This window comes from Chthonobacter albigriseus (assembly GCF_013839445.1).
Taxonomy (GTDB): Bacteria; Pseudomonadota; Alphaproteobacteria; order Rhizobiales; family Pleomorphomonadaceae; genus Chthonobacter; species Chthonobacter albigriseus.
This window is the reverse complement of record NZ_JACDIT010000001.1, coordinates 1,327,202-1,345,550: the sequence shown is the minus strand read 5'-3', so window position 1 is coordinate 1,345,550 and position 18,349 is coordinate 1,327,202. Positions and strand designations below refer to the sequence as shown.

21 protein-coding genes and 1 pseudogene are annotated in these 18,349 nt (G+C 67.5%); 7 read left to right on the top strand and 15 right to left on the bottom strand.

Going from position 1 to position 18,349, the window contains the following annotated elements:
* Positions 1–186: 186 nt before the first annotated feature.
* Positions 187–597: a hypothetical protein gene (locus tag HZ321_RS06025; protein WP_181701162.1), complete on the top strand. Its 411-nt coding sequence runs from the start codon at positions 187–189 to the stop codon at positions 595–597.
* Positions 598–678: 81 nt separating this feature from the next.
* Here the strand turns inward: HZ321_RS06025 and HZ321_RS06020 are convergent, their stop codons facing one another.
* From HZ321_RS06020 to HZ321_RS06000, 5 genes are all read right to left on the bottom strand, one after another.
* A complete protein-coding gene (locus HZ321_RS06020) occupies positions 679–2,076 on the bottom strand; it encodes an NAD(P)(+) transhydrogenase (Re/Si-specific) subunit beta (RefSeq protein WP_181701160.1) in 1,398 nt (465 codons plus the stop codon).
* A gap of 13 nt (positions 2,077–2,089) precedes the next feature.
* Complete coding sequence (locus HZ321_RS06015) at positions 2,090–2,569, bottom strand: NAD(P) transhydrogenase subunit alpha part 2 (protein ID WP_181701158.1); 480 nt, start codon at positions 2,567–2,569, stop codon at positions 2,090–2,092.
* Between the two features lie 12 nt (positions 2,570–2,581).
* Positions 2,582–3,715, bottom strand: a complete 1,134-nt coding sequence (locus tag HZ321_RS06010) for a Re/Si-specific NAD(P)(+) transhydrogenase subunit alpha (RefSeq protein WP_181701156.1) — start codon at positions 3,713–3,715, stop codon at positions 2,582–2,584.
* Positions 3,716–3,862: 147 nt separating this feature from the next.
* Positions 3,863–3,994, bottom strand: a complete 132-nt coding sequence (locus HZ321_RS06005; protein WP_425305374.1) for an aa3-type cytochrome c oxidase subunit IV — start codon at positions 3,992–3,994, stop codon at positions 3,863–3,865.
* A 105-nt stretch (positions 3,995–4,099) separates the two neighbouring features.
* Positions 4,100–5,461: an ABC1 kinase family protein gene (locus HZ321_RS06000; RefSeq protein WP_181701154.1), complete on the bottom strand. Its 1,362-nt coding sequence runs from the start codon at positions 5,459–5,461 to the stop codon at positions 4,100–4,102.
* Positions 5,462–5,658: 197 nt separating this feature from the next.
* On the opposite strand from HZ321_RS06000, the gene HZ321_RS05995 reads away from it, so the two are divergent.
* On the top strand, positions 5,659–6,069 hold the full coding sequence (locus HZ321_RS05995) for a DUF4440 domain-containing protein (RefSeq protein ID WP_181701152.1): 411 nt from the start codon (positions 5,659–5,661) through the stop codon (positions 6,067–6,069).
* A gap of 14 nt (positions 6,070–6,083) precedes the next feature.
* Here the strand turns inward: HZ321_RS05995 and HZ321_RS05990 are convergent, their stop codons facing one another.
* From HZ321_RS05990 to HZ321_RS05975, 4 genes are all read right to left on the bottom strand, one after another.
* Positions 6,084–6,488, bottom strand: coding sequence for a type II toxin-antitoxin system death-on-curing family toxin (locus HZ321_RS05990; RefSeq protein ID WP_181701150.1), 405 nt, complete (start codon positions 6,486–6,488; stop codon positions 6,084–6,086).
* On the bottom strand, positions 6,485–6,709 hold the full coding sequence (locus HZ321_RS05985; protein WP_181701148.1) for an AbrB/MazE/SpoVT family DNA-binding domain-containing protein: 225 nt from the start codon (positions 6,707–6,709) through the stop codon (positions 6,485–6,487). Before HZ321_RS05985 ends, HZ321_RS05990 begins: the two co-directional genes overlap by 4 nt.
* A gap of 99 nt (positions 6,710–6,808) precedes the next feature.
* Entirely contained in the window at positions 6,809–7,690 is an 882-nt protein-coding gene (locus HZ321_RS05980; protein ID WP_181701146.1) for a heme-dependent oxidative N-demethylase family protein, read from the bottom strand.
* Positions 7,691–7,770: 80 nt separating this feature from the next.
* A complete protein-coding gene (locus HZ321_RS05975) occupies positions 7,771–9,618 on the bottom strand; it encodes a M3 family oligoendopeptidase (RefSeq protein ID WP_181701144.1) in 1,848 nt (615 codons plus the stop codon).
* 177 nt (positions 9,619–9,795) lie between these two features.
* On the opposite strand from HZ321_RS05975, the gene HZ321_RS05970 reads away from it, so the two are divergent.
* Positions 9,796–10,440, top strand: a complete 645-nt coding sequence (locus HZ321_RS05970) for a LysE family translocator (RefSeq protein ID WP_181701142.1) — start codon at positions 9,796–9,798, stop codon at positions 10,438–10,440.
* Between the two features lie 13 nt (positions 10,441–10,453).
* Here HZ321_RS05970 and HZ321_RS05965 read toward each other — a convergent pair whose 3' ends face one another.
* The 6 genes and pseudogenes from HZ321_RS05965 to HZ321_RS05940 form a co-directional block, all read right to left on the bottom strand.
* Positions 10,454–10,843, bottom strand: coding sequence for a type II toxin-antitoxin system VapC family toxin (locus HZ321_RS05965; RefSeq protein WP_181701140.1), 390 nt, complete (start codon positions 10,841–10,843; stop codon positions 10,454–10,456).
* Positions 10,840–11,121 carry a hypothetical protein gene (locus HZ321_RS05960; protein ID WP_181701138.1) on the bottom strand — a complete coding sequence of 94 codons (282 nt, stop codon included), beginning with the start codon at positions 11,119–11,121 and terminating at the stop codon, positions 10,840–10,842. Before HZ321_RS05960 ends, HZ321_RS05965 begins: the two co-directional genes overlap by 4 nt.
* A gap of 48 nt (positions 11,122–11,169) precedes the next feature.
* A complete protein-coding gene (locus HZ321_RS05955) occupies positions 11,170–11,622 on the bottom strand; it encodes a hypothetical protein (protein ID WP_181701137.1) in 453 nt (150 codons plus the stop codon).
* Between the two features lie 6 nt (positions 11,623–11,628).
* Positions 11,629–12,855 (bottom strand): annotated as a pseudogene (gene rlmN / locus HZ321_RS05950) (dual-specificity RNA methyltransferase RlmN); the annotation flags it as partial.
* Between the two features lie 498 nt (positions 12,856–13,353).
* Complete coding sequence (locus HZ321_RS05945; protein WP_181701133.1) at positions 13,354–13,578, bottom strand: hypothetical protein; 225 nt, start codon at positions 13,576–13,578, stop codon at positions 13,354–13,356.
* A 163-nt stretch (positions 13,579–13,741) separates the two neighbouring features.
* Positions 13,742–14,251, bottom strand: a complete 510-nt coding sequence (locus tag HZ321_RS05940) for an invasion associated locus B family protein (RefSeq protein WP_181701131.1) — start codon at positions 14,249–14,251, stop codon at positions 13,742–13,744.
* A gap of 431 nt (positions 14,252–14,682) precedes the next feature.
* Between HZ321_RS05940 and HZ321_RS05935 the strand changes: the two genes are divergently transcribed.
* The 4 genes from HZ321_RS05935 (at position 14,683) to HZ321_RS05920 (ending at position 18,287) form a co-directional block, all read left to right on the top strand.
* Entirely contained in the window at positions 14,683–15,249 is a 567-nt protein-coding gene (locus HZ321_RS05935) for a sigma-70 family RNA polymerase sigma factor (RefSeq protein ID WP_181701129.1), read from the top strand.
* Between the two features lie 106 nt (positions 15,250–15,355).
* Positions 15,356–16,330: an NADPH:quinone oxidoreductase family protein gene (locus HZ321_RS05930; protein WP_181701127.1), complete on the top strand. Its 975-nt coding sequence runs from the start codon at positions 15,356–15,358 to the stop codon at positions 16,328–16,330.
* Positions 16,331–16,442: 112 nt separating this feature from the next.
* On the top strand, positions 16,443–17,552 hold the full coding sequence (locus HZ321_RS05925) for a site-2 protease family protein (RefSeq protein WP_181701125.1): 1,110 nt from the start codon (positions 16,443–16,445) through the stop codon (positions 17,550–17,552).
* A 93-nt stretch (positions 17,553–17,645) separates the two neighbouring features.
* Positions 17,646–18,287 carry a LysE family translocator gene (locus tag HZ321_RS05920; RefSeq protein ID WP_181701123.1) on the top strand — a complete coding sequence of 214 codons (642 nt, stop codon included), beginning with the start codon at positions 17,646–17,648 and terminating at the stop codon, positions 18,285–18,287.
* Positions 18,288–18,349 lie beyond the last annotated feature (62 nt).

The following is an 18,349-nucleotide window of genomic DNA, read 5'->3' as shown; positions in this document are numbered from 1 at the left end:
TCGGCTTCGGCATCCCGGCCGTGCTCGTGTTCGGTTTCGGGTTCGGCCGCCTCTACACCCGCCGGCTCTCGATTGGCGCAGCGATGCAGCAGGGCCGCCCCTTCCCGCAGAATCTTCCGGTTCGCAACGTCGCCTTAACGCGCACGGCTCAGTATTTCCGGCAGAACCCTGTCCCGGAGCCCCGCCATGCTTGCCTATCTCGATATGGTAGTGCTTGCCGTGTTCATCACGGGCATCCTCGTCGGGTTCTTCCGTGAGACCACCGGGTTGGCGGCCGACTGCTTCTACCAGTCCTATCTCAGCACGCTGCGGCTACTGTTTGCCAGCGTGCTGGCCATCCCGCTGTTCGTCGGCGTAGGCCTGGTGCACGGCGCGGAAGACGGCTTTGGTCTGGCGGCGCTCTACTACTTCACGGCGGTCTACTGGCTCGTGGCCATCTCCGGGGGGCTCGTCGGCCGGCTCCTCAGGGTGGCGACCCTCACACAGCGGCCGCCTCAGCCGGTGACGCTGGCCGAAGCGCGGCGGAACAGCATGGGCTTGCGCGCGCCGCAAAGGCTGCCGGAGGATCGGGAGCCGATCCACCTGGAGCGGCGCTGACGGCGGGCGGCATGCAAAAGGCCCCGGTCTGCACCGGGGCCTTGCCTGATCAGTCGGCCTCGAGCGGCGGACAGCGTCCGTTCACTCCAGGTTCTTGACGATGCTCTCGACCATCTTCTTGGCGTCCGCGAACAGCATCATGGTGTTGTCGCGGAAGAACAGTTCGTTCTCCACGCCGGCGTAGCCGGAGCCCATGCCGCGCTTGATGAAGAGCACGGTGCCGGCCTTCTCCACGTCCAGGATCGGCATGCCGTAGATCGGCGAGGACTTGTCGGTCTTGGCCGCCGGGTTCGTCACGTCGTTGGCGCCGATCACGAAGGCGACGTCGGCCTGGGCGAACTCGGAGTTGATGTCCTCCAGTTCGAAGACCTCGTCGTAGGGCACGTTCGCCTCGGCCAAGAGCACGTTCATGTGGCCGGGCATGCGGCCCGCCACGGGGTGGATGGCGTATTTCACCTCCACGCCCTCGTGCTTCAGCTTGTCGGCCATCTCGCGGAGCGCGTGCTGGGCCTGCGCCACCGCCATGCCGTAGCCCGGCACGATGATGACCTTGGACGCGTTCTTCATGATGAAGGCCGCGTCCTCGGCCGAGCCCTGCTTCACCGGACGCTGCTCCACCGCCCCACCGCCGGGGCCGGCGGTCTCGCCGCCGAAGCCGCCGAGGATGACGGAGATGAAGCTCCGGTTCATGCCCTTGCACATGATGTAGGAGAGGATCGCGCCCGACGAGCCGACCAGCGCGCCGGTGACGATCAGCGCCGTGTTGCCGAGCGTGAAGCCGATGCCCGCAGCCGCCCAGCCGGAGTAGCTGTTCAGCATCGAGACGACCACCGGCATGTCCGCGCCGCCGATCGGGATGATGATCAGCCCGCCGAAAACCAGCGAGGCGATGACGATCAGCCAGAAGACGAAGTGGCTTTCGGTCTGCACCAGCACGATGATCAGGATCACGATCAGCGCTGCGAGGCCCGCGTTGATCGCATGCCGGAAGGGCAGCATGATCGGCTTGCCGCTCATGCGTCCGTCGAGCTTGGCGAAGGCGATGATAGAGCCGGTGAAGGTGATCGCGCCGATGGCGACGCCGAGGCTCATCTCGACGAGGGCCTGAGCGTGGATCTCGCCGGGGGCGCCGATGCCGAAAGCCGTGGGCGCATAGAGCGCGCCGGCCGCCACCAGAACCGCCGCAAGACCGACCAGCGAGTGGAAGGCGGCGACGAGCTGCGGCATCTGCGTCATCGCGATCTTGCGCGCGATGTAGGCGCCGATGCCGCCGCCGATGGCGAGGCCGATCAGAATCAGGGAATAGGCCCCGAAGGACGGCGTGATCGAGAACAGCGTGGTCAGGATGGCGATCGCCATGCCGGCCATGCCGAGGATGTTGCCGCGGCGCGACGTCACCGGGCTGGAAAGGCCGCGCAGCGCCATGATGAACAGGACGCCGGAGACCAGGTAGAGGACGGCAGCTAGGTTGGCAGACATGACCCGTCCTCCCTCACGATTTCTTCTTGTACATCGCGAGCATGCGGCTCGTGACGAGGAACCCGCCGAAGATATTGACGGAGGCGAGGATGACGGCCAGGAAGCCGAAGCCGCGGGCGACGCCCGTTCCGGGCGCCAGCAGCTCGACGCCGACGGCGAGCAGCGCGCCGACGATGATCACCGAGGAGATGGCGTTGGTGACGGCCATCAACGGCGTGTGCAAGGCGGGCGTCACCGACCAGACCACGTAGTAGCCGACGAAGATCGCCAGCACGAAGATGGAGAGGCGGAAGACGAAGGGGTCGATCACGCCGCCGGAGATGGCATGGGCGGCAGCTCCGGCGCCGTCGGCGACGGCGTCGAACTGCGACTGGTGGAGAGCGCCGGAGGCGGCGTTGACGGCCTCGCGAGCTTGGGTTGCGGAGTTCAGCGCGGCATCCGCCGCCTGCCGGGCCTGCTCGATGGCGAGTTCGGCCGGTGACTTGTCAGCCATGGGTCAGCCCCCTCAGCTCTGGAAAGCAGGATGAACGACGGCGCCGTCGCGGGTGAGCACGGTCGCCTTGACGAGTTCGTCGTCCCAGTTGACCGCGAGCGACTTCTCCTTCTTGTCGATCAGGGTCTCCAGGAAGGCGAAGAGGTTCTTGGCGTAGAGCTGGGACGCGGTGGCGGCGATGCGGCCGGCCGTGTTGCGATGGCCGACGATCTTGACGCCGCCGGCGGTCTCCACGACCTCGCCGGCCTTGGCGCCCTCCACGTTGCCGCCGCGCTCCACCGCGAGATCGACCAGCACTGAGCCGGGCTTCATCGACGCGACCATGTCGGCCGTGACGAGGCGCGGCGCGGGGCGGCCTGGGATCAGGGCCGTCGTGATGACGATGTCCTGCTTCTTGATGTGCTCGGCGACGAGGGCGGCCTGCTTGGCCTGGTATTCGGCCGACATCGGCTTGGCATAGCCCGCCGCGGTCTCGGCCTGCTTGAACTCGTCGTCCTCGACGGCGACGAACTTGGCGCCGAGGCTTTCCACCTGCTCCTTGGCGGCCGGGCGGACGTCGGTGGCGGTGACCACCGCGCCGAGGCGGCGTGCGGTCGCGATCGCCTGCAGGCCGGCGACGCCGGCGCCCATCACGAAGACGCGGGCGGCGGGAACCGTGCCGGCGGCGGTCATCATCATGGGCATGGCGCGGTCGTACTCGCCGGCGGCGTCGAGCACCGCCTGGTAGCCGGCCAGGTTGGCCTGGCTGGAGAGCACGTCCATCACCTGTGCACGGGTGATGCGCGGCATGAACTCCATGGCAACGGCCGTGATGCCGGCGTCGGCCAGCGCCTTCACCGCGTCGTTGTTGCCGTAGGGGTCGAGCGCACCGATCAGGATCGCGCCGCGCTTGATCGCGGGGATCTCGTCCGACGTCGGGCGACGGACCTTCAGCACGACATCGGCGCCGCCCACGGCCTCGGCCGCGGTCGGCACCACCGTTGCGCCGGCAGCGGCGTAGTCGGCGTCGGGGATACGGGATTTCAGGCCTGCGCCGGCTTCCACGAGCACGGTCGCGCCAAGGCCGACAAGCCGCTTGACCGTATCGGGCGTAGCAGCGACACGCCCCTCCTCCCCGTCGATCTCACGGGGGACAGCAATCTTCATGGGGTTCTCCTCTGGACGGCGGCATGGCCCGACGCGGCTCCCCGGGGGACGCGTCAAGGCGGTGCGGGCCAACACTCTTCGCGCTGGCTTGTCCGTCGCGCGGCGGTCATGGCCCCCGGGTGGGACTCTTGTCGACCGCCTGCGTGATCAGACGAGGAAGAGGGCCATGAGTGCGAGGAGGACGACGATCGAAATCGTCGAATACTTCACGAAGGCGAGGAAGCCGGTGTAGGTCCGCTCGTGCTCGTTATAGTCCATCGCGTTGTCGTGATCAGCCACGGGTATCCCTCCCAGACAGGACTAGTCTTCCGTCGAATGCGGCTTTAGCGCAATCGCGGCAACGCAGCAATGCGTCCGAAGGGAGCATCCGCCGAAAGTTCGCTTTCAGCGCAGTCCGACGGCCTTGAGGGCCTCGTCCTGGCGCATCGTGAGCGTGGAAAGGTCGAAGTCCTCGATCTCCGCCTCGAAAAGGCGATGGAAGTTGAGAGCTGCGTCGAGGTGGAGAAACACCCCCCCGAGGCCTATCGCGGCGCGGTCCATGAACACGAACTCGCGCGGCACGGTGACCGGTCCCTTCTCCTTCAGGGCGGTGTGAACCCGGAAGGCCTCGGCGCGGCCGTAACTCCCCGGGCTGACGCCGTCCGCCACCGTGCGGACCCGGTCATCGAGGAGGGGGCCGTAGATGAAGCGGGCCCAGATGTTGAGGGCTTCGATCAGGTCCTTGGTCAGGCCGCGGAAGCCCCAGGTCTCGTAGGCAGAGACGATGCGGTCCATGTCACCGGCCTTGAGGCCGCGGTAGAGTTCCACCACGCCCAGGACGAAGCTCGGCGGGAAGATGCGGATGCAGCCGTAGTCGAGCAGGTTGATACCCGCGGGCTCGCCATCGGCGTTCCGGAAGGCGGTGTAGTTGCCCAGGTGGGGGTCGCCGTGGATGATCCCGACATGGGCGAAGGGATGCCACCAGGCCTTGAACATGGCCGTCGCCAGCCGGTCGCGGACGTCCTGGCCGGCGGTCTTGAAGTCGAGCAGCTTTTCGCCTTCCAGCCAGTCGAGCGTGATCAGTCGGCGGGTCGACAAGTCGGCGTGGACGCCGGGTACGCGAACGAGGTCGCCCGAACCGAGTATCTGAGCGTAGAGCCGCGCGTGACGGGCCTCCCGCTCGTAGTCCAGCTCCTCGCGGATGCGGTCGGCGATTTCCTTGAAGATCTCGCGGGTGTCGATCGCCGGCCTGAAGCGGCGGTGCACCGAAAAGGCGATGTCGAGCTGCCGCAGGTCGGCTTCGACCGCCGACTGCATGTCCGGGTACTGCAGCTTGACCGCGACGTCCCGCCCGTCGTGCAGGCGCGCGCGGTGAACCTGGCCGAGCGAGGCCGCGGCGGCGGGCGTACGGTCGAAGGCGGCGAAGCGCTTCTCCCAGTCGGCGCCGAGCTCTGCCGCCATACGGCGCTTGACGAAGGCGGCGCCCATCGGGGGGGCGTTGGACTGGAGCTGGGACAGTTCCTCGGCGTATTCGGCGGGCAGCGCCTCCGGGATGGTGGCGAGCAGCTGCGCCACCTTCATGATCGGGCCCTTGAGATTGCCGAGCGCCGCGGTGAGGGCGGCGGCGGCGGCCCGGTCGTCGTCGGCGCCGAACAGGCGTTGGCCGGCCATGCGCAGTGCCGCGCCGCCGAGGTTGGTGCCCACACGGCCGTAGCGGCTGGCGCGGGCGGCAAAGCGGTTTCTTTCCGTGTCCGGGGTGTCCGACATGAAGCGTCCAGAAAATGCGTCCGCAAGGACGCGACCGAGGTTCTGCCTTTCATGTAGGGCGGCGGCGGCGGTTTGTCCTGCATCCGCCAAACGCATCGGCCGGATGAGGCGGACGCTAACCGTTTGGCGGTGTATTCTCGCCATGATGGACGGGGCGACTCAACGTCGAGATCGCTTCGCGGGGAGGGACGTGCGCGATGACCGAATTCGATCCTGAAACCGAGATCGAGGCCCTGGTCGAAACCTATGCAGCCGGGTTCGACGACTACGACAGCGAGGCGATCGCCGCCTGCTTCGCCTATCCGGCCGTGATCTGGCAGATGGGCAAGGGACACGTCTTCGCCGACGCGGAGGAGATGATCGAGAACACGTCCGCGCTCCTGAAAGCCTACGAGGAGGCCGGCATCGTGGCGTCCGCCTTCGACCTCGTCACGCTCACGGTGTCAGGCGACGCGGCGCTCGCGACCGTTACCTGGGAGATGGAGGACGGAGAGGGCGTGGTCGTCATGGAGACGGCCTGCCACTACCAGTTCCTGCGCCACGGCGGCGACTGGCGCATCGCCACGATCGTCAACGTCGACGAGGAGGACGAAGGCGACGAGGACTGAGGCGGGACGGGGCCTCAGCCGTCCTCATCCTCCAAAGGTTCGGCGATTCGATCTCGGATCCAGGCGGCGTAACCGTCCTCGTCTACTTCTCCGGCCGCCAACGCCAGCGTTATGACGACGACTTCGGCGTTGGGTGCCTGCAGGTCGATGCCGTTGATGCCCAGAAAGACATAAGCCGCCAAGAACGCGACCCGTTTGTTGCCGTCGACGAACGGGTGGTTCCGGGCGAGGCCGAAGGCATAAGCGGCGGCAAGCCCAGGGAGATTGCCGCCCCCGTAGGCAAATTTGTTCTGAGGTCTGCCGAGTGCCGACTCCAGCATTCCGGCGTCGCGGAGACCCGACGCTCCGCCGAAGAGACGGAGTTGCTCGTCATGGATGGCTTCAACGATGGTTCGGTCCAGCCACAGGGGCTCGTTCACTTGGCAAGTTCCCGAAGGGCTCTGGAATACCGCTTCATCCCCTTGCGGGCGATTTCCATGGCGTCTTCGAAATCCGGACTGGTCCGGGTGAGCTTGACGCCGCCGTCGGGCAACTCGCTCACGTAAAGCCAGTCGCCCTGGTCCAGGCTCAGGCGGGCGAGCAGTTCCTTGGGCAGGATCAGGCCGGTGGAGTTGCCGATCTTCTTGAGTTCAATCTTCATCGCAAGCACCTCATGTTATACGAACCGTATAACACATGGCGAACCCATCGATCAAGGCTGTTGTACATTCCGTCTAACGCATCAGCCAGCCATCGCGCCTCAACTGGCGAGGGTCGCGAGACGGTCGGCCATGACATCGCGATGGTTGGTCAGTGACTTGTAGGCCAACTGGTCCGGATCGAGCGCGAGCAACTGCTTGCGCAAACCAGCCGCGAGGGCAGGGCCGTCCGGATGCGCGGAGAAGGCTGCGACCGGGTCGACCATCACCTTGATCGTGAACAGGATGTCGCCGCTCTCCGGCATCCGCCGCAGGGTCTGCCGTTCCACCCGCACGAACAGGTCGCTGCCGGGCTGCTCGAACCATCCGCGCGGCAGTTGCTTCGGCTCGGGATGGTGCAGGTCGTCGTCCGGGTAGAGCGACCAGTTCAGCCGCCAGACCGGGATCTCGACCCGCAGGCTGTCGAAGATGCGGTTCATCCGCTCGGCCATCTTCGGATAGCCCGGCACCGGGGCGTGGATCTCCTCCATCGTCCGGCCGTACTTCTCCTTGAGCGACCAGGAGGAGGGGAAGCAGAGGGCGGCTGCGACCAGCCGCCACCCGGCGTCGGTCCGGCGCATGATCACCAGGTCCTCGGCGACAAGACGTGCGGCAGTCAGGAGCGGTGGCTCGCTTCCCCCCAGCGGTACGTCTAAGCCGGCCGAGTCCACCGCGATGCCCGCCGCGGTCCGGCGGTAGGTGCCTGGCTGCCGGCCAAGGACGTCCGCGACGATGGCGTCCAGCACCTCCGCCTGGGAGGCCTCGGTGCCGGCCTCCGCGGCAAAGACCGCGTCGCGGCTGCCGGCGAAAAGCCGCGCCTTGTAACCGAGGTAGTCGGCCAACCGGTCGTCCGGCTCGATCCAGGTCGCGGGATCGAGCGGAGCGAGGCCGATCGAGAAGGGTTGCTTGGATCCGTCGTAGGGCGTGTGGGCGAAGGCGGGCATGATCACTCGGGAGCGGGGATAAAGTCCGCCTTCTTACCACCCGCGCCCTGTCGCCAGAAGCCGTTCCAAAGACCCGGCGTTCACCCCTCCATCGCCTCCAGTTCGTCGATGAGTCGGGCGATGAGCCCGAGGCCCATCTGCCAGAAGCCGGGGTCGCTGGCATCGAGGCCGAAGGGGGCGAGAAGCTCGCCGTGGTGCTTGGTGCCGCCGGCCTCCAGCAGGGCGAAGTATTTGTCCTGGAAGCCCGGCTCGGCCTTCTCGAACACTGCGTAGAGCGAGTTCACCAGGCAGTCGCCGAAGGCGTAGGCATAGACGTAGAAGGGCGAATGGATGAAGTGGGGGATATAGGTCCAGAAGGTCTCGTATCCCGGTCCGAAGCTGATCGAGGGGCCGAGGCTTTCCGCCTGCACCTTCATCCAGATCGCATTGATCTGCTCGGCGGTCAGCTCGCCCTCGCGGCGGGCGGTGTGGATCTCCCGCTCGAAGGTGTAGAAGGCGATCTGGCGGACCACCGTGTTCAGCATGTCCTCCACCTTGGAGACGAGCAGCGTCCGCTTCTCCGCCTGGCTCGCAGTCCGGCCCAGCAAGGCCTGGAAGGTCAGCATCTCGCCGAAGACGGAGGCGGTCTCGGCCAGCGTCAGCGGCGTCGGCGCCATCAGCGCGCCTTGCCGGCCGGCCAGCACCTGGTGCACGCCGTGTCCGAGCTCGTGGGCGAGCGTCATCACGTCCCGGGTACGGCCGAGGTAGTTCAAAAGCACGTAGGGGTGGGCCGAGGGCACCGTCGGATGAGCGAAGGCGCCTGGCGCCTTGCCGGGGCGGACCGGCGCGTCGATCCAGTTCTCGTCGAAGAAGCGGCGGGCGATGTCGGCCATCCGCGGGGAGAAGCGGCCGTAGGCGGAGAGCACGGTGTCCTTGGCCTCCGGCCAGGGCACGGTGCGGGTCACGGCGCCTGGCAGGGGCGCGTTGCGGTCCCAGCTGGCCAGCGTCTCCTTGCCCATCCACTTCGCCTTCAGGGCGTAGTAGCGGTGGCTGAGGCGCGGATAGGCGTCGCGCACGGCCGCGACGAGCGCCTCCACCACTTCCGGCTCGACCCGATTAGAGAGGTGGCGGGCGGCGGCGATGTCCTTGAAGCCGCGCCAGCGGTCGGCGATCTCCTTATCCTTGGCGAGCACGTTGGTGATCAGCGTGAAGACGCGCAGGTTCTCGCCGAATGTCTTGCCAAGGGCGTCGGATGCAGCCTTCCGCCTGGCCTCGTCCGGCTCCTGCAGCAGGTGGAGCGTCGGCTCGATGGCAAGCTGTTCGCCGTCCACCTCGAAGCGCAGGCTGGCGATCGTCTCGTCGAACAGGCGGTTCCAGGCGGAGTAGCCGGTGATCGACTTCTCGTGGAACAACTCCTCCAGCTTGTCGTCGAGCTGGTAGGGCTTCTCCAGGCGGATGTCGGTCAGCCAAGGCCGGTAGTGCGCCAGCCCGGCGTCGGCGGCCATGGCGGCGTCGATCAGCGCGTCGTCGATGCGGTTGAGCTCCAGTTCGAAGAACAGCAGGTGGGAGCTTGCCGCGGTGATCTTCTCCTGGACGTCGCCGTAGAATTTGGCGCGCTTGGGATCGGTCGTGTCGCCGGAGTAGAGGAGGCCGGCGTAGGACATCAACCGTCCGAGCAGTTCCTGCAGCGCCTCGTAATCGCGGATCACCCCGGCGAGCTTCGCGCCACCGCCGTCCGACGCCAGCAGCCCCGCGATGGTCCCCTTGTGCGCCTTGGCGAATTCTTCCGCGCCGGTCAAGGCTCGAGACAGGTCGGTCGCCACCTCGGGCGCGTCGGGGGCGGCATAGAGGGCCGACAGATCCCACTCGGGCAGCCCGGCGAGGTTCGACGCTGCGCCCTCGGCCGTGGCGGCGATGAGGGTCGGCGTGGAAACGGTCGTCATCGGCATCGGGCAAGCTCCGGGGTGGTCTCTGGAAAAGCGCCGAGCACCGCGCAGGTTTTCGGCTGGAGCCATCCATATTGGGTCGGCACCCCTCCGATCAACCGCCAACGGTGCCGAGCGGACGATTGCCGCCACGATCGAGGTTGGCTTGTCGGCCCGTTCGTCGTGGCGTATCCCGATGTCATGACGTTCCTGCCCGACCTTACCGTTCTCCTCGGCTTCACCGTCGCGGTGGTGTTCCTGACGCTGACGCCAGGGCCGGACATGGCCCTGTTCCTGGGCAAGACGGTCGCACAGGGTCGGCCGGCCGGGTTCGCCGCCTTCATGGGCACCAACGCGGGTCTGCTCGTCCATTCCACCCTCGCGGCCGTGGGCCTGTCAGCGGTGCTGGCCGCGTCCGAGACGGCATTCACGGCGCTGAAGGTCGCGGGCGCGCTCTACCTCGCCTATCTCGCGGTCGAAGCCGTCCGCAAGGGTGCGGCCTTCTCGATCGATCCAGCGAAGGCCGTGCGCGAGCCGCTCGGCCGGATCGCGCTCAAGGGCTTCCTGGTCAACGTGCTCAACCCGAAGATCATCGTCTTCTTCGTGACCTTCCTTCCCCAATTCATCGACGCCGGGGATCCGCATGCCGCCGGCAAGCTCATGTTTCTCGGACTCTGGCTGATCGCCGTCGCCTTCCCGATCACCGCCGCGATGATCCTCGGCGCGGAGCGCATCGCCGGTTTCCTGAAGCGAAGCCCGCGGGCGCTCCGGGCGTTCGACTGGATCTTCGCCGGCGTGATGGGCGCGTTCGCCGTGCGGCTGCTGCTGGCGAAGGCGCGGGGGTGAATCGGCCGAACGGTTACCAGATCCGTTGGACGCCGAACTGATCGAGTTTCCGGTCAGCGGACAGGATGGGCATCGAACCCGTCAATGCCTGTGCCGCAAGGATCCTGTCGAAAGGATCCCGATGGACTTCAACGAGGTTCCCAGCGATCTGCATGTGCTGAAAGCCGACCGGCAACTCCGTGAAGTCAGCTGCTTCGACCTCCCCGGCAACGTCGGCGGCGAGCAAAGCGATATCCGGCCAGAGTCCTTTTCGGTGTTTGAAGACGATTTCGTAAGCGCTTGCAGCGCTTACGAACACCACGTTGTCGGGATCTTCGATCAGCGGCAATGCCCGCGCTCCGATCTCGATCGTCTCGCCGGATACCCACCACACAAAGGTGTGCGTATCCAGCAGGAGATTCATTCGCCTGCCCAGGCCTTGGCTTCGTCTGCGGGGATCACGTCGTGGTCGAGTATCGCGCGTCCGACGGGTGGCATCTTGCCCATGAGGTGACCGGGTTGCCGACGCACCTTTATGGCGTCCGGGAGCGGCTGGACAGCGCGGCCGGTCGCGCCAGACCGTCCGGAAGGAAGCTCTTCGGAGGAACCGCTCTTGGAGGTGACGGCGCTGCCTTCAGTGACGCGATCGCTCTTTGCCGGCGATGCCACCTGCTTTGCTTTCTGCGGACCTGTAGGCTTCATCGGCTTCTCCTGGAGTGCAGTATAGCCGCGATCAAGGCCTTGTTCAAACTACGAAGGCCCGGGTTCCCGGTCGCCCAGAGCATCGTCCCCCAGCCCCGCGAACCGGCCGCTCAGCGCCCAGAACACCAGCCCGCCCACCAGGCCGGCCGCGATGAGCACCGTCGCGTCCATGTGCAGGGTGGTGTCGCCGGCGCTGAGGCCGCCCACGGTCATGCTCGCGGCGAGGGCCATCAGCCCGCCCGCGCCGGCGTACCAGACGAAGGAGCGCAGGCCGAGCCATTCGGCGACGATGACCAGGACGACGAAGGGCACAAAACTCATGGCGCCGATCAGGGCGGCGGTCAGCCCGCCGTAGACGACGAACTGGGCCCAGAACCAGCCGGCCGTTTCCGTATGCTCGGGCTCGATGCCGGCCTTCGCAGCCACCACCAGCAGGGCGGCGGCGATCACGGCCGCGATGTAGCCGAGGATGTCGGCGAAGATGCGCCCCACCGCGCGCATGGCGCGTCAGTCCTCGCCGTGGCCGGCGACCATGGCGCGCATGGCCAGGTCCGCTTCGTCGGGCACGAACTCGATGCCGAGGCCGCGCGGGTCGCGGCCGGCTTCCAGGGCGTCGCGGTCCTTCTTGCGCATCCGCTCGGTCTCGCTCTTCAGCTGGCCGCAGGCGGCGAGGATGTCGCGGCCGCGCGGGGTGCGGATCGGGGAGGCGTAGCCGGCGGCGTTGACGTGGTCGGCGAAGGCCTCGATCTGCCCCCAGTCCGAGCACTCGTAGGGCGAGCCCGGCCAGGGGTTGAACGGGATCAGGTTGATCTTCGCCGGGATGCCCTTCAGCAGGCGTACCAGTTCGCGCGCGTCGGCAAGACTGTCGTTGACGCCCTTCAGCATCACGTATTCGAAGGTGATGCGGCGCGCGTTCGAAAGGCCCGGATAGGTCCGGCAGGCGTCCATCAGGTCCTTCAGCGGGTACTTCTTGTTGAGCGGCACCAGCACGTCGCGAAGGTCGTCGCGCACGGCATGCAGCGAGATCGCCAGCATGACGCCGATCTCGTTGCCGGTGCGACCGATGTTCGGCACCACGCCCGAGGTCGACAGCGTGACGCGGCGCTTGGAGAGCGACAGGCCGTCGCCATCGGTGGCGATCAGCAGCGCCTGCTTGACGTTGTCGAAATTGTAAAGCGGCTCGCCCATGCCCATCATCACGATGTTGGACACGAGGCGTCCCTCGCTCGGCACCATGGCCTCTGCGTTGACGGCGGCGTTCGGATAGTCGCCGAGCCGGTCGCGGGCGACCAGGATCTGCGCCAGGACCTCCTCGGCGGTGAGGTTGCGGACGAGCTTCTGGGTGCCGGTATGGCAGAAGGAGCAGGTCAGCGTGCAGCCGACCTGGCTGGAGACGCAGAGCGTGCCGCGGCCCTCCTCGGGGATGTAGACGGTCTCGATCTCCACCGGTCGGCCGGCGCCGCGCGGTGGGAACTGCAGCAGCCACTTGCGCGTGCCGTCGCGGGAGACCTGCTCGGTGACGATCTCAGGGCGGGCCAGGGAATAGGCGTCGTCCAGCGTCTGGCGAAGCTCCTTGGCGACGTTGGACATGGCGTGGAAGCTGTCGGCGCCGCGCACGTACATCCAGTGCCAGAGCTGGGCGGTGCGCATCCGCACCTGCCGCTCCGGCACGCCGACGGCGGCGAGCGCCGCGCCCAGGTCCTCGCGCGACAGGCCGACCAGCGACGGGCGGTCGCCGGAGTTGTGGCCGAAGCCGGCGGCGGCCGCGGGGCGGCGCGTGAGGTCGAGCGTGGTGGTCATGAAGCCTGTCCGGATCGCGAGGATCGCCGGCGCTGCCGTGCGATCATCCAAAACGAGCGACGACGGCCGGAGACTTCCGAAAAGTCACCGGCCGCTCGCTCGGGCTTCATATAGCAAAGGATCGCGCCAAACCCAACCCTTTGAGGGGCTGCATCGCCCGGGGCGGCGGCTCCGAGAGGTCGTCGGAGCGGCGAGCACGCGTGCATGGCACTGGCGGGCAACCCTGCACTCTTGCCCATGCGCCACCCCGGACGATGCACCACCGATCCGTCGCGGATGAGGTGCGACAGCCGGCATTCGATGGCGCTTCCTTCTCGCCGGGGATGGGCAGCGCGCCCGCCCTTCAGGACGGGTCGGGTGCCGACGAGAAGATTTGTGCGGCCGCCCCACCCGAACGGCGGTCGGCCGCTGCCGCAAAGCGGCGTCGTTCTCTCAAATCGACTGCAAAAGGCCGAGCGACCCCGCAGGGGCGGACCGGCCTATCAAATCCGTGCTTTCGGCTTCCAACGTCCCGAACAGGAGCGCGGAAAGCGAAAGGGCAATAAGGGTCAGTTTGAACATGGCTTCTTCCGGAAAGCCGTCGGCCGGCAGACCTGCCGTGAACCGGCGACTCGTGAACGGCCTGTTTCTAACCCCGATCGCCTCGACAAGCGTCATCAGAATGGATGAAGCCACAGAATTTTTTGCCAAAGCCACAAAAAGTGAAGTCTTCCTATCATAAAAATATCAAAATGTCACAAATTGCAGGGGCATACAAAAGGCCCGGGGATCTCTCCCCGGGCCCGTTCCTACGCTCAATGCTGTCAGCGACCTGGCCGCGTCACTTGCACTCGGCGTCGATCCGGTTGATGGCGGCGGTGACGCCCGACAGCGAATAGGTGTCCACCGTCACCGTGCCGCGGCGGGAGGTGCCGGTTACGACCATGTCGGAGCCGGCCCGCATGGCCGCGATCAGGCGCGACTCGTCGGCGGAGTTCTGCACCCAGGCGCTCTGTTCCTTGGTGAACAGGGTGAAGGTGTCCGATCCCACCTTGGCCTCCGTCACGGAGCCCTCCTTGTAGGGATAGCCGGTCTCCACGCTCACCTCGCGCTGGACGCTCTGCTTCGGTCGGTTCGTGATGAACAGGTAGACCGGGTCGCGCTTCACGCCGGCCGGTTCGGACTTGGTCGGCTGGGTGATGGCGTAGCACACCTTCTCCTCGCCGTTCGTGTAGGTGTAGGTCGACCAGCGGCTGAACTGCTCCAGCAGCGTGGGCGTCTGCGCACCGGCGATCGTGACCGTGCCGAGCACCATGGTTGCGGCCAGGCCGAGCGTGCGGACGTACTTCATCTTGCACCTAGTCTCCACAGTGGCGGACGATCCGCGGCATTCCAGCCGCTCGAAAGGATCGCCCGGCGTAAGGGGCCGTTAAGGTTACCGCAAAGCTACGGCGGGACGGTTACCAAACCGTTGCCGGTCCTTATCAGGCTTGGGTCGAAAGCGGAATTCCCTGGACAAAAACAGCCAGCAGCGTTCCGCCTTGGCGCACCCGGAGGAGTTCGTCTATGATCCGCCGGGCGACCCGAACGCTTTGCCGGAAATTGGGCGAGAGTTGGGCATCGGCGACAAGGACCGTGCCGGCCCGGGTCAAGAACAAGGTCGAAGCGCCCGACGCACCCTGCCAACGGCTCACGCTGGCTCGGGGGAACGGCGGGAAGCAAGCGACAGGGGCGGGGATGCCGGGCGACCGGCCACCTCCGATCCTTTGAGGTGGGGTGTTTGTGGCGCAGCATGACGAACTCGCCGATCTCGTGGACCTGGTCGCGCGCAACCGCGACCAGAGCGCATTCGTGCAGCTGTTCGACCACTACGCGCCGCGTCTCACCGCCTACCTGATCCGGCTCGGCACCGAGAACGGCGTCGCCGAGGAGATCGCCCAGGAGGTGATGGTGACGCTCTGGCGTAAGGCCGAGCTGTTCGACCGCTCCAAATCGTCCGTCGGCACCTGGCTGTTCCGCATCGCGCGCAACCGGCGGATCGACGTGCTCCGCCGCGACCGGCTGGGCGACCTCGATCCCAACGACCCGGCCTTTTTGCCGTCCGACTTCGATGATCCGGAATCGGGCCTCGACATCGCCGTTCGCGAGGAGCGGGTGCGGGTGGCGCTCGCCACGCTGCCGGCCGAGCAGCTGTCGCTGGTCGAGCTCGCCTTCTTCAAGGGGCTGTCGCACAGCCAGATCGCGGACGAGACCGGGTTGCCGCTCGGCACCGTGAAGTCGCGGATCCGGCTCGCCTTCTCCCGGCTGCGCAAGATCCTGGAGGCGGACTCGCAGGTCGACGTCGACTGACGTCCCCGCGACACCGCGCCATTGCCGCATCGCCCTTCGGTGGATTTGCAGGCCAGCGCGGTCGGGGCATGCTCGCCGCCCCTCGATGCTTGCGGAAGGTCCTTTGATGCGCGCGCTGCTTTCGCTCCAGACCGGCGGACCGGAGACCCTCGTCGTTCAGGAGGTGGACCGTCCGGTCGCGGGCCCCGGCGAGGTGGTGATCGCGGTGGAGGCGGCCGCGCTCAATTTCATGGACACCCTCATCATCGCCGACCGCTACCAAGTGAAACCGGAACGGCCGTTCTCGCCGTCGGCGGAATGCGCCGGCCGCATCGAGGCGGTGGGGGATGGCGTTGAGGGGCTCTCCGTCGGCGACCGCGTGGCCGCCTACCTCGGCCATGGCGCGGCGCGGGAGGCGGTCGCCGTCGCTGCGGACACGGTGGTGCCCGTTCCCGACGCGGTGCCGTCCGACGTCGCGGCCGGGCTGATCGTCGCCTATGGAACCACCGTCCACGCGCTGAAGGACCGGGCGCGGCTCGCGCCGGGCGAAACGCTCGTCGTCACCGGGGCGACCGGCGGCGTCGGGCAGGCGGCCGTGGAGATCGGCCGGATCATGGGCGCGCGGGTGATCGGCTGCGTCGGCTCCGCGGAGAAGGCGCCGGAGGTGCTGGCGCTCGGGGCCGATGCCGTGATCGATGTGTCGGCAGGCGACCTGAAGACCCAGGTGCGCGACCTCACCGGCGGCCTCGGAGCCGATGTCGTCTACGACGCGGTGGGGGCCGATCTCGCCGAGCCGCTGGTCCGGGCGACCAACTGGGGCGGGCGCTACCTCGTGATCGGCTTTGCCGGCGGCGACATCCCGAAGATCCCGCTCAACCTGGTGCTGCTGAAGTCGATCGACATCGTCGGCGTCCACTGGGGCGCCTGGACCAAGCGCGACCCGGCCGGACACATCGCCAACACCCGTTGGCTGCTCGGCCAGGTGGCAGCTGGAGCGCTCGCCCCGCGCATCCACGGCCGCTACCCGCTGGAACAGGCCGCGGAGGCACTGGCCGAGATCGCGGCGCGGCGGGTCAAGGGCAAGGTCGTCCTGGTGCCCTGAGCCGGCGCGGGACGACCCGGCGAAGCCTTCGCCTTAGGCTTACGTGGAACTCCTCTTCCGCTCGGCGCTTCCAAGCCTATCTTCGGAACAGTCGTCCCATGAGGAATGCTGCATGTCCTGGTCCATCCCGCTCGGCCGCGTCTTCGGGTCGGAGATCCGCATCCACCTGACGTTTCTGATCCTGCTCGCCTGGATCGGGCTGGCGTCCTACGCGGCGGGCGGCTCGGCGGCGGCGATCGACGGCATCGCCTTCATCCTCGCGGTGTTCGCCTGTGTGACGCTGCACGAACTCGGCCACGCCGTGGCGGCCCGGCGCTACGGGATCACCACGCCTGACATCACGCTGCTGCCGATCGGCGGCCTCGCCCGGCTATCGCGGATGCCGGAAAAGCCTGCGGAGGAGATCGTCATCGCGGTCGCCGGGCCGATGGTGAACGTGGTGATCGCGCTGCTCCTGATCCTGATCGGCGCCCGGCTCGATCCCGGCGTGATGGCCAACGTGGAGCAGCCGCAGGCTTCGTTCATCGACCGGTTGGCCGGCGTCAACATCTTCCTCGTCGTGTTCAACCTGATCCCGGCGTTCCCGATGGACGGCGGACGCGTGCTGCGGGCGCTGCTCGCCCTCAAGCTCGGCCGCCGCAAGGCAACGGAAATCGCCGCCGGCATCGGCCAGGGCGTCGCCTTCCTGTTCGGGGCCATTGGCCTCTTCGGCGGCAATGCCATCCTGGTCTTCATCGCGATCTTCATCTTCCTCGCCGCCACCGGCGAGGCGGAGGCGACCACGATGGTGGAGCGGGCGCGCAAGATCCGCGTCTCAGCGGCGATGGTGAGCAGCTTCGAGACGCTCGGACCGGCCGCCACGGTCGACGACGCGGCGGAGGCGCTGATCCGCACCACCCAGCGGGAGTTCCCGGTCGTCGACGGCGGCGGTCGGCTGCGCGGTATCCTCACCCGCGACGGCATGATCCGCGCCCTGAAAGCGACCGGACCTGGCACGCCCGTGCTCAACGCCATGAACGCGGACATCCCGCTGGTGCGCGACGACGGCTGGCTGGAGCCGGCTCTCCGCCTGATGCAGGAAAAGGAAGCGCCGGCCGTCGGCGTCACCGACGCAGACGGCCGCCTCGTCGGCTACCTCAGCCACGAGAACATCGCCGAGTTGATGATGCTGGAGCAACTCGACTGGCACGGCCAGGGTCGGGCGGCCGGCGGACGGGTCTGACAGCCGTCCGCCGTCCCCGGATCGGAAGCGCCCGTCCCTTGACGCGCCTTTGCGGTTCGGGTCGGATGGCGCTCCCACCGGAGCCGGTTCCACATGTCCTTCGCGTTGCTTCTCGGCGCCTTCGGCGCAGCCGCCGCCTATGTGCTGATCCCCGGGCCGGCCTTCCTGGCGCTGCTCGGCATCGGGGCCGGGCAGGGCCGGCGGGCCGGCGCACTCTTCATGGGCGGGCATCTGGCCGGCGACCTCGTCTGGTCGGCCCTGGCGCTGGTGGCGATCGTCGGGGCGCGGAGCATCGGCTCCTTCGTGTTCGACCTGCTCGGCTTCCTCTGCGGGCTCTATCTCGCCTGGATCGGATGGACCGCGCTCACCGCCCGGCCGAAGGGGACCGGCGAAGCGGTGATGACGGTGCGCAACCCGCTCCGGCGCGGGCTGATCTTCGGGCTCACCAATCCCAAGGGCTACCCGGTCGCGCTCGCCACCTTCACCGCCCTGCTCGCCGGCCAGTCCGACCAGCTCGACTTCGACGCGCTGCCGGTGCTGCTCGGGGTGTCTCTGCTCGGCTTCCTCGTCGCCGACGTGATCCTGATCGCGATCATCGGCGCCGGTGCGGTGCGGCGGTTCTACCGGGCGCACGAACTGGCGATCGTCCGCGCCTCCGGGCTCCTCTTCTGCGGCTTCGCCGTCCAGGCGATCTGGCACGCCGCGCCCGGGCTCCTCGGCTGGCGCCGCACGTGACAGTTGCTCCGCGCCGCCTCCCGTGAGAAGCAGATCGACCGACAGCCGCGTCGATCCCGTCC

What these genes read in the sequence shown, in the direction of transcription:
- HZ321_RS06025 (WP_181701162.1), top strand. Translation starts at nt 187, where the DNA reads ATGCTTGCCTATCTCGATATGGTAGTGCTTGCCGTGTTCATCACGGGC.
- HZ321_RS06020 (WP_181701160.1), bottom strand. Translation starts at nt 2,076, where the DNA reads ATGTCTGCCAACCTAGCTGCCGTCCTCTACCTGGTCTCCGGCGTCCTG.
- HZ321_RS06015 (WP_181701158.1), bottom strand. Translation starts at nt 2,569, where the DNA reads ATGGCTGACAAGTCACCGGCCGAACTCGCCATCGAGCAGGCCCGGCAG.
- HZ321_RS06010 (WP_181701156.1), bottom strand. Translation starts at nt 3,715, where the DNA reads ATGAAGATTGCTGTCCCCCGTGAGATCGACGGGGAGGAGGGGCGTGTC.
- HZ321_RS06000 (WP_181701154.1), bottom strand. Translation starts at nt 5,461, where the DNA reads ATGTCGGACACCCCGGACACGGAAAGAAACCGCTTTGCCGCCCGCGCC.
- HZ321_RS05995 (WP_181701152.1), top strand. Translation starts at nt 5,659, where the DNA reads ATGACCGAATTCGATCCTGAAACCGAGATCGAGGCCCTGGTCGAAACC.
- HZ321_RS05985 (WP_181701148.1), bottom strand. Translation starts at nt 6,709, where the DNA reads ATGAAGATTGAACTCAAGAAGATCGGCAACTCCACCGGCCTGATCCTG.
- HZ321_RS05980 (WP_181701146.1), bottom strand. Translation starts at nt 7,690, where the DNA reads ATGCCCGCCTTCGCCCACACGCCCTACGACGGATCCAAGCAACCCTTC.
- HZ321_RS05975 (WP_181701144.1), bottom strand. Translation starts at nt 9,618, where the DNA reads ATGCCGATGACGACCGTTTCCACGCCGACCCTCATCGCCGCCACGGCC.
- HZ321_RS05970 (WP_181701142.1), top strand. Translation starts at nt 9,796, where the DNA reads ATGACGTTCCTGCCCGACCTTACCGTTCTCCTCGGCTTCACCGTCGCG.
- HZ321_RS05965 (WP_181701140.1), bottom strand. Translation starts at nt 10,843, where the DNA reads ATGAATCTCCTGCTGGATACGCACACCTTTGTGTGGTGGGTATCCGGC.
- HZ321_RS05960 (WP_181701138.1), bottom strand. Translation starts at nt 11,121, where the DNA reads ATGAAGCCTACAGGTCCGCAGAAAGCAAAGCAGGTGGCATCGCCGGCA.
- HZ321_RS05955 (WP_181701137.1), bottom strand. Translation starts at nt 11,622, where the DNA reads ATGCGCGCGGTGGGGCGCATCTTCGCCGACATCCTCGGCTACATCGCG.
- HZ321_RS05945 (WP_181701133.1), bottom strand. Translation starts at nt 13,578, where the DNA reads ATGACGCTTGTCGAGGCGATCGGGGTTAGAAACAGGCCGTTCACGAGT.
- HZ321_RS05940 (WP_181701131.1), bottom strand. Translation starts at nt 14,251, where the DNA reads ATGAAGTACGTCCGCACGCTCGGCCTGGCCGCAACCATGGTGCTCGGC.
- HZ321_RS05930 (WP_181701127.1), top strand. Translation starts at nt 15,356, where the DNA reads ATGCGCGCGCTGCTTTCGCTCCAGACCGGCGGACCGGAGACCCTCGTC.
- HZ321_RS05925 (WP_181701125.1), top strand. Translation starts at nt 16,443, where the DNA reads ATGTCCTGGTCCATCCCGCTCGGCCGCGTCTTCGGGTCGGAGATCCGC.
- HZ321_RS05920 (WP_181701123.1), top strand. Translation starts at nt 17,646, where the DNA reads ATGTCCTTCGCGTTGCTTCTCGGCGCCTTCGGCGCAGCCGCCGCCTAT.